Source organism: Jatrophihabitans sp., from assembly GCF_036388195.1.
Taxonomy (GTDB): domain Bacteria; phylum Actinomycetota; class Actinomycetes; order Mycobacteriales; family Jatrophihabitantaceae; genus Jatrophihabitans_A.
Map to the genome: position 1 here is coordinate 1 of NZ_DASVSG010000113.1, position 8,178 is coordinate 8,178.

Annotated in this window: 7 protein-coding genes and 1 pseudogene; 5 read left to right on the forward strand and 3 right to left on the reverse strand. The window is 69.1% G+C overall.

Annotation, left to right across the window (positions count from 1 at the left end; translation table 11 throughout):
* Nucleotides 1-222: 222 nt before the first annotated feature.
* The 3 genes from VF612_RS11635 (at nucleotide 223) to VF612_RS11645 (ending at nucleotide 2,605) form a co-directional block, all read left to right on the forward strand.
* Complete coding sequence (locus tag VF612_RS11635; protein WP_408660019.1) at nucleotides 223-498, forward strand: hypothetical protein; 276 nt, start codon at nucleotides 223-225, stop codon at nucleotides 496-498.
* A 245-nt stretch (nucleotides 499-743) separates the two neighbouring features.
* Complete coding sequence (locus tag VF612_RS11640) at nucleotides 744-1,790, forward strand: MvdC/MvdD family ATP grasp protein (protein ID WP_408660020.1); 1,047 nt, start codon at nucleotides 744-746, stop codon at nucleotides 1,788-1,790.
* Nucleotides 1,787-2,605: an SAM-dependent methyltransferase gene (locus VF612_RS11645; protein WP_408660021.1), complete on the forward strand. Its 819-nt coding sequence runs from the start codon at nucleotides 1,787-1,789 to the stop codon at nucleotides 2,603-2,605. Before VF612_RS11640 ends, VF612_RS11645 begins: the two co-directional genes overlap by 4 nt.
* Before the next feature lie 33 nt (nucleotides 2,606-2,638).
* Here the strand turns inward: VF612_RS11645 and VF612_RS11650 are convergent, their stop codons facing one another.
* The gene (locus VF612_RS11650) at nucleotides 2,639-3,406 is read right to left on the reverse strand and encodes a metallophosphoesterase family protein (protein WP_408660024.1); all 768 of its coding nucleotides are present in this window, start codon (nucleotides 3,404-3,406) and stop codon (nucleotides 2,639-2,641) included.
* A 61-nt stretch (nucleotides 3,407-3,467) separates the two neighbouring features.
* On the opposite strand from VF612_RS11650, the gene VF612_RS11655 reads away from it, so the two are divergent.
* Entirely contained in the window at nucleotides 3,468-4,040 is a 573-nt protein-coding gene (locus VF612_RS11655) for a hypothetical protein (protein ID WP_408660025.1), read from the forward strand.
* 11 nt (nucleotides 4,041-4,051) lie between these two features.
* On the opposite strand, the pseudogene VF612_RS11660 reads toward VF612_RS11655, so the two are convergent.
* Both VF612_RS11660 and VF612_RS11665 read right to left on the reverse strand, forming a co-directional pair.
* Nucleotides 4,052-4,555 (reverse strand): annotated as a pseudogene (locus VF612_RS11660) (DUF7594 domain-containing protein); the annotation flags it as partial.
* A gap of 44 nt (nucleotides 4,556-4,599) precedes the next feature.
* Nucleotides 4,600-5,355, reverse strand: coding sequence for a hypothetical protein (locus tag VF612_RS11665; protein ID WP_408660022.1), 756 nt, complete (start codon nucleotides 5,353-5,355; stop codon nucleotides 4,600-4,602).
* A 217-nt stretch (nucleotides 5,356-5,572) separates the two neighbouring features.
* Here VF612_RS11665 and VF612_RS11670 point away from each other — a divergent pair, with 217 nt between their 5' ends.
* Nucleotides 5,573-7,969, forward strand: a complete 2,397-nt coding sequence (locus VF612_RS11670) for a glycoside hydrolase family 31 protein (protein ID WP_408660023.1) — start codon at nucleotides 5,573-5,575, stop codon at nucleotides 7,967-7,969.
* Nucleotides 7,970-8,178 lie beyond the last annotated feature (209 nt).

The following is an 8,178-nucleotide window of genomic DNA, read 5'->3' on the forward strand; positions in this document are numbered from 1 at the left end:
CAGATCAGTCGCAGCGCCGCAGTGATCGCTCGCGGGAGATCGCGCCGGGAGCGGTCTAGGCCAGCCGTCTGGATCTCGTAGAGGGTGTGGCCCACAGGGACGCCTTCGGTTGTCGCGACAGGCTAGGAATTAGTTCTGATGGGCACTATTTAAGCAGGTTCAACGGGTGTAGCTTTAGTGCACCAAATGTCGTTCTCATACCAATAAGGAGCTGAGTGCTATATGAGTCCCTTCGCATCCACCTTGGAGCGTCCCGGCGAGGCCGAGCGGGAGCGTCCGGTCATGAACGGCGAGATCCGGTTCTGTGACGATCACGGCAAGCTGGTAAGCGGCAAAGGCGAAGCGCCGACGAGCCGGGCGATCCCGTTCGCGCGGTTCGTTGCGAAGACCAGCTTCCCGGTGTCCGGGGACGGAGCTGTGATCGTCGCCAGCTTTGCGACCGACACCACCACGAGGAGCGGCGGCAGGTCGGACGACAGCAGCCTGGACGACCGGTAGCAGTCCGCGCGCGTGTGTGCGGGTGCCCGCACACACGCGCGCATTCCTAACCCCGAGAGAAGCTTCGATAACCATGGGCACGACCGAGACCACGCCGTTCGCCGCCAAGTTCGAGCAACCCCAGGAGGCAATGCGGTGCAGATGCCGCTGAAGGTTGACATGAGGTTCTGCCGTGGGCCCGAGATCGAGGCCGGCCCGAGCGCCTGCCGTGGCATCTGGCCCGTCGACGTACACGCAGACGACCGGTGAGCGTGCCGCTCATCCGTGAGGCGATCCTGGTCCTCACCCAGGATCCCGACCCCACGGCCGATGTCGTGCTCGACCGGTTGCGCGAGATGGGCCTGCCCGCGGTCCGGTTCGACACCGCGCACTTCCCGCATCCGGACCAGATGACGGCTCGCTGGCGCGGCGGCGAGTTAGAGGCGATCCTTCATACCCCGGACGCTGACGTCCAGGTAAGCAGCCTGCGATCGGTCTGGTATCGGCGACCGCGGGAGTTTTCGTTCGCCGAGGAGATGACACCTGACACTGACTCCTTCGCGCGGGCCGAGGCCCGGCAAGGGTTCAGCGGAATGCTCGTGGCGAGTCCTGCGATGTGGATGAACCGGCCGCACGCAGAGTCTGTCGCAAGCCTGAAGCTGGTTCAGCTGCAGGCGGCCGGCCGGCACGGCCTGCGGATCCCGGAGACTCTGGTGACCAACCGCCCAGAGGAGGCAAGGGCGTTCCTTGAGGCCGACGCAGATGGGCAACCGACGATCTACAAGCGGCTGTCGTCGATGCTGCTGTTCACCCACGACGGCCAGTTGACCGCATTCCAGACGGAGAAGGTGGATTCGCAGGCACTTGAGCGACTCGACCATGTGGCGGTCACGCCGTGCCTGTTTCAGCGCTACGTGCCCAAGGCCTACGAGGTTCGCGCCACCGTGGTCGGCGAGCAGGTCTTCGCCGCCCGGGTCGACTCGCAGTCCTCCTCGACCGGCGCCCTGGACTGGCGGGTCGATACGGAGCTGACGTGGGAACCGTACCGACTGCCGGAGGACATCGAGCAGTCACTGCGCGACCTGGTGTGCGACCTCGGGTTGCGCTTCGGCGCCGTCGACCTGATCAGACGCCCGGACGGGGAGTATGTGTACCTCGAGGTCAACCCGAGCGGGCAGTGGGCGTGGTTTCAGGACGAGATCACGCATGCCATCCGCGACGCGATCATCGAACAGCTGGCCAACCCGCCCGATGATGCCCGCGGCCCGGCCCTACGGATGGCCACCACAGCGCAACCCTCCTTGGCCACGTGAGGGCGGATCAACCGTTCTTCGGCATCTTCGCCGCGCTGGCGGCGTCGTCGCCATCACATGTCTGCGTCACCAGTCTCTACGAGGGCCTGTTCGCCGATGTCTATACCGCAGCCGGAGTGGAGAGCGAGCCCGACCTCGCCTTCTTCCTCGAACAGATTGCCCGCCGCCCCGGGCGCGTCCTCGAGCTCGGATGCGGAACGGGGCAGGCGACGGTGCGGCTCGCCCGCACGGGACACCCGATCGACGCCGTTGATCGGTCAGGGGCGATGCTCCGCCATCTGGAGCAGCGGCTGCGTTCGGCGGGGGTGGAGGGCAGGGTAAGCGTGGGCCAGGCGGATCTGCTGCAGACCCACTGGGAGCGCAAATACCACGTCATCGTCGTCTCCGCCGTCATGTTCCCCACCTTCCTCGCCGACGGTGGGCAGGCATGGCTGGCATCTCTGGCCGCTGCGCTCACCCCCGACGGTGTCCTGTGCTTCGACGCCGAACCACCGATGCAGGGCCACCGGGAGCCCCACGTGCTCGCACGATCCATGCCCCATCCGGATGGCCCGTTGAACATCACGCAGGGCTTCCTCGCCACCGAGGATCCTCCGGGCCACGTCTTCAACATCTACATCGAGCAGCGCAGGCCGGACGGCAGCGTCCGCCGCGAGCTCTCCGCCGAGCGGATCCTCGCGTTCGGTCCCCATGTCGAGGCTGAACTGGTACGCGCCGGGTTCTTGCTTGTCGACTCCCGGGCCTGGGGCGGGGACGGCACGACCGCTCCGTCGATCGGCCAGGCGTGGACCGCTAGCTCCAGCATCGGCTGTTGACCATTCTGAGCAACCTCGGCGCCAGGGCCCGGCTCAGTGGCAGCTGCGGGAGCCGGAGTCGGTGAACGGGGTGCTGGGATCGGCGACGAACGACCAGGTGTAGCTGCTGGCGCGCAGGGTCATCTTCAGCACCCCGAAGACGTTGGACTTGCGGACCGAGCTGTTGGGCACGACCGTTCCGAACCCGGTGTAGAACGAGCCGCCGGTTCCGACCACGATCTCGGTCATCCCGGTCGACGAGGCGGCGCCCGAAGCGCTCATCGGAGCGAATCGCTCGTAGCTGTGGGAATGTCCGGCGGCATAGACGTCGACGCCGGCCGCCACCATGTCATTGACCAGCGGGGCGATGTCGGCGCTGGCGAAGCTGTTGGAGCTCCACCGCGGCCGGTGGCCGAACACCAGCGTGCACAGGTTGCGGTGCTGGCTCAGGTCATTCTTCAGCCACACCTCCTGAGGTGACCCGGTCGCGCAGCCGGCGCCGCCATCGATCCTGGTGCACTCGGTGTTGATGGCCACGATGTGCCAGCTGCCGAGAGTGAAGCTGTAGTAGCCGCGGCAGTTCGACAGGCAGCTCGACCCGCCGGTGGCGCTGGTCTTGAAGTAGCCGAAGTAGCCACCGGCTCCGCTGGTGCCGTACTCATGATTGCCCACCACCGGGCGGGTGAGGCTCTTCACCACGTTCCAGGACTTGTCGTAGGAGGCGAGGAAATCGCTGGAGCTGCCGGAGTTGTACTGATGGTCGCCGAGCGTGAGCACGGCTGCGGGCTTCATGCCCTGCGTCAGGTTTGCCGTTGTTTTCATGTGGCAATGCCCGGTGGTCCCCACACCGCCATTGAAATCGGCGTCATCCGGATCGCACGCGATGTCACCGGCTAGAGCGACGACCGGATCAGCGGGCGGCGGCGCGGTGGTGGTCGCGGTCGGAGTCGGGCTGGTGGTGGTCTTCGACGTGGCGGCTGTAGTCGCCGTGGTGGTCTTCGTGGCAGTGGCTGTGGTCGCCGTGGTGGTCGGGGTCCTGGTCGCGCTGGTGCTGGTTGTGCTGGTGCTGGCCGACGCGGTCGGCGTGGTGGAGCTGGATGCGGCCGACGTCGAGGACGGCGCCGTGGTGGACGGAGCTGCCGTCGAGGTGGCCGTGCTGGACGGGACTGTGGTCATCGGAGCGGTGGTCGTCGGAGCGGTGGTCGACGCGCCGGAGGAGCTGCCCGGGTTGGTCGGTGTCGATGATCCGCTGGCCGGCTCGGAAGGCACAGGACTGGTGGCGGAACTCGCCGATACCGAGGTGGCGCCCGGCGCTGCCGTAGTGGCTGGTGGCGTCGCGATCGCCGAATCCGAAGGGGCTGCCGACGTGGATGCCGACGGTGGCACGGTGGTCGGACCGGTGCTTTCGGTGACGAGCAGCTGCGGCGGGTTCGCCGTCTCCCGGCTGTCGGCGTAGCGGGTAGCCGTGGCCGTGGTGGTCAGCGCGAACGAGTAGCTGCCGTTGCCGGTCACCACCGAGCTGACGTCCGCGCTCGCCCAGGTGCCCGCGGTCAGGGCAGCGGTGGTCGAGATCGCGGCCCCGTAGGCCGGCTTGGTGGCGTAGGTCAGGGTGTCCTCGCTCCAGTCGCCGGTGACCAGCCGGACGGCGGTCCTCGTCGTGCCGGTGGATCGGCTGTAATAGCTCAGGGTCGCCGAGGCCGGTGGCCCTGACAGCCCCGTTACGTCGAAGCGCAGGTAGCTGATCATCGTCGTCGTGCTGGAGCCGTTGCTGGCCAGCTGGGTTGCCGTGCCGAAGTTCGTCCCGGATTGGTCAGCACGGACATGGGCATCGGCCACCGCGGTGAGCGTCAGGCTCGCGCCGGAGGCGGTCGTCGGCCCAGCGCTCACCGCGAGGACGAGCAGGATCAACGCCGCCACGGCGCAACCCAGGGCACGACCGGCGACGGCGCGCACTGGGCCGGCCAGTCGCATGCGGCCGGCTCGGCGCGATCTCACGGCATAGCGGCCGGACGCGGTCACACCTCACCGTCCAGGATCTCGTCGACGGTCTCCTGAGCGACCGCCTGCTGGACGGCGGCCGAGTCGAGCGCGATCGCGGCGGCGGCGAAATCCTTGGCCAGGCAGGCGGTCGCCGCGGCGGCGAAGGTCGTCAACGGAGTGCGAATCGCCGTGGCCAGCTTCTGCCCGGCGGGGGAGAGCCGTTCCAGCGCGGGCAGGACGGCCGCCAGCGCCCGGATGCCGGCATCAAGCGCTCGGCAGCCGGCAGCGTCCCCCGCTGCCACCGCCTTCCACGCCTGCAGCAGCGCGTCATTGAACCTGACCTTCACCGCGCCGTTGTCCAGGAACCAGCGCTGGATGGCGGCGTCCGTCCCAGGGATGGATTCGGGCGGGCCGGACGCCGAGCCACCCTGGGCCGCCGAGCCTCCGGATGCTCCTGAGCCCCCCAGCGCCGCCGACCCGCCCAGCGCCGCCGACCCACCCAGCGCAGCGGAACCGCCGTGCGCGTCAGAATCACCCTGTGCTGCCGAGCCACCGCTCGCCGGCGCGGGGGTGGGCCGCGGCGGGAAGGCGCCGGCCGCATCCATCAGGCCGGTCAGGGGGTCGGCATCGGACTCAGCCTGTGCCGCGCCGGCTTCCGCAGGGCCGAGAATGGCTGCCGCAGCGGGGACCCGATCCGGGGACGTCGAAGTAACAGACCTCCCACATCCGGTCACCGCCACGACCAGCGCCAACATGGCTGCCTGGCACAGCCGAACATCGAACAAACGCATGGTTGATCCCCGTGGGGCCAACGCCCGATCCGCAGCGACTTTCTCACCGGTCCTGGGAGTTCACCCGTTCCAGTCTGCGCCCGGATACCTCCCAAGACAACCAATGAAGAGCGAACAGCCTTGAAATGAAAGGCAGTTGTGATCAGCCGCCGGCCGCGCAGATGCAGAGCGCCGCGTGGGCGTCAAGACCGTCCATGGCGTCGGGTAGAAAGAACGGATGGATCAGCGCTACCGCCTGCACAGCCGCCCGGTCGCTGACCCGCGGGCGATCGTGCAGGGTCCGGACTTCCGGATCACCGTGCTGGCCGACGGCCTGGTGCGCCTGGAGCGCTCTGCCGAGGGCGCCTTCGAGGACCGGGCCTCGGCCTTCGCGATCAACCGGGAACTGCCGGTGCCGGCCTTCGAGGTCGTCGAGACCGATTCCCATCTGGAGATCCTCACCGACCGGCTGCAGCTGGTCTATGACCGTGGCCCGTTCTCCACCTCAGGACTCAGCGTGCAGGTTCGCGGCGGGGTGAGCAGTTGGCACAGCGTCTGGCGCTACGGTGACCAGCCGGCCGACGGGGACGGCAACCTCGGCGGCACCGCCCGCACCCTGGACATGATCGACGGCCGGCTGCCACTGGAACCGGGGGTGCTCTCGCGCAACGGCTATGCCGTGATCGACGACTCGCGGACTCCGCTGCTGGAGGCCGACGGCTGGGTCAGCCCGCGTCCGAGCGACGCCGAGGACCTCTACGTCTTCGGGTACGGGCGTGACTACCCGCAGGCGCTGCGGGCTCTCTACGCGCTGTCCGGGCCGCAACCGCTGCTGCCGCGCTGGGCGCTGGGCAACTGGTGGAGCCGCTATCACCGATACAGTGCCACAGAGTATCTGGCGTTGCTGGACCGTTTCGCCGACGAGGGGATCCCGTTCTCGGTGGCGGTACTGGACATGGACTGGCACCTGGTCGACATCGATCCGAAGTACGGCAGCGGCTGGACCGGTTACACCTGGAACCGCGAGCTGTTCGAGGACCCGCCGGCATTCCTGCGCGAACTCCACGAGCGCGGGCTGATGGTGACCCTCAACGACCACCCCGCCGACGGCGTCCGCGCTTATGAGGATGCCTATCCGGCGATGGCGAAGGCGATGGGGATCGACCCGGCCAGCGAGCGTCCGGTCGCCTTCGACGTCACCGATCCGAAGTTCCTGCAGGCCTACTTCGACATCCTGCACCGGCCGCTGGAGGAGCAGGGCGTCGACTTCTGGTGGCTGGACTGGCAGCAGGGGCCGCACAGCCGGATCGCCGGCATCGACCCGCTCTGGATGCTCAACCACTTCCACTTCCTCGACAGCGCCCGCACCGGCCGCCGGCCGCTGACCTTCTCCCGGTACGCCGGGCCCGGCAGCCACCGGTATCCGGTGGGCTTCTCCGGCGACACCATCACCACCTGGGCCTCGCTGGACTTCCAGCCGGAGTTCACGGCCACCGCGGCCAATATCGGCTACGGCTGGTGGAGCCATGACATCGGCGGTCACATGGGCGGGATCAAGGACGACGAGCTGGCCACCCGGTGGGTGCAGCTCGGGGTGTTCTCGCCGATCAACCGGCTGCACTCGGTGCTCAGCCCGTTCACCAGCAAGGAGCCCTGGCAGTTCGGGGCGCAGGCGCAGCAGGCGATGACCAGCGCGCTGCGGCTGCGACACCGGCTGCTGCCCTACCTGCACGCCATGAACCACCGGGCCGCGCACCAGGGCGTGCCGCTGGTGACCCCGATGTACTACGAGCACCCGTGGGCGGAGGAGGCCTACCGGGCTCGCAACCAGTACGCCTTCGGCAGCCAGCTGATGGTCGCCCCGATCACGACGCCGGCCGACCGGCAGCTGCTGCTGGGCGCCGTCACCGCCTGGCTGCCGCCGGGCGCCTGGGTCGATATCTTCACCGAGCTGGTCTACGACGGCGGCCGGGAGCTGCGGCTGCACCGCGGGCCGGACGGCATCCCGGTGCTGGCCCGGGCCGGCGCGATCATCCCCCTGGACGCCGTGGAGTCGCCCGGCAACTCGACCGCCAACCCCAAGGAGCTGGAGGTGCTGGCAGTGGTGGGGGCGGACGGCTCCTTCGAGCTGGTCGAGGACGACGGGATCGGCCCCGGCGATAACCCGCGGCGCTGGGCCACCACCCCACTGGCCTTCGACCAGGACACGGGGGTGTTCCAGATCGGCCCGGTTCAGGGCAACACCATCTGCCTGCCCGACCGGCGCAGCTGGACGCTGACCTTCCTCGCCCACCAGGCTGCCGGCGAGCCCGCGGTCACGGTGGACGGCGCCGCCGTCCCCGCCGATACCCGGCAGGCGGGGCGTCGTGTCAGCGTCCGGATCGCGGACGTGCCGGTCTCGGCGACCATCCGGGTGAACTTGGGAGAACGGCCGCAGCTGGCCGCCAACGATGTCGAGGATCGGTTGTTCGCGCTGGCGCACCGGGCGCAGCTGTCCTACGAGGTCAAGACCCGCGCCTACCAGGCGGCCACTGCGCCCGCGCCGCTCACCATCCGGCTGTCGCAGCTGCAGGCGCTGGACCTCGGCCGGTCGCTGGAGGCGGCGATCTTCGAGCTGCTGCTGGCCCGGCCGTAACGGGCGGTCAGGTCCGGGTGGGACGCCGGCCGAGGAGCGCGGCGGCCAGCGCGATGCCGCCGAGCAGCACCCCGACGGCGCCGAGGGCGAGCGCCACGTTGGCGCGAGTGTCGTCGCTGCTCTCCGAGGTTGCCGCCGCCGCCGGCTGGGACGGGCTCGGGGCCGCCGATGCCGATCCGGTGCTGCCCACCGGCGTCGAGCTGCTGCCG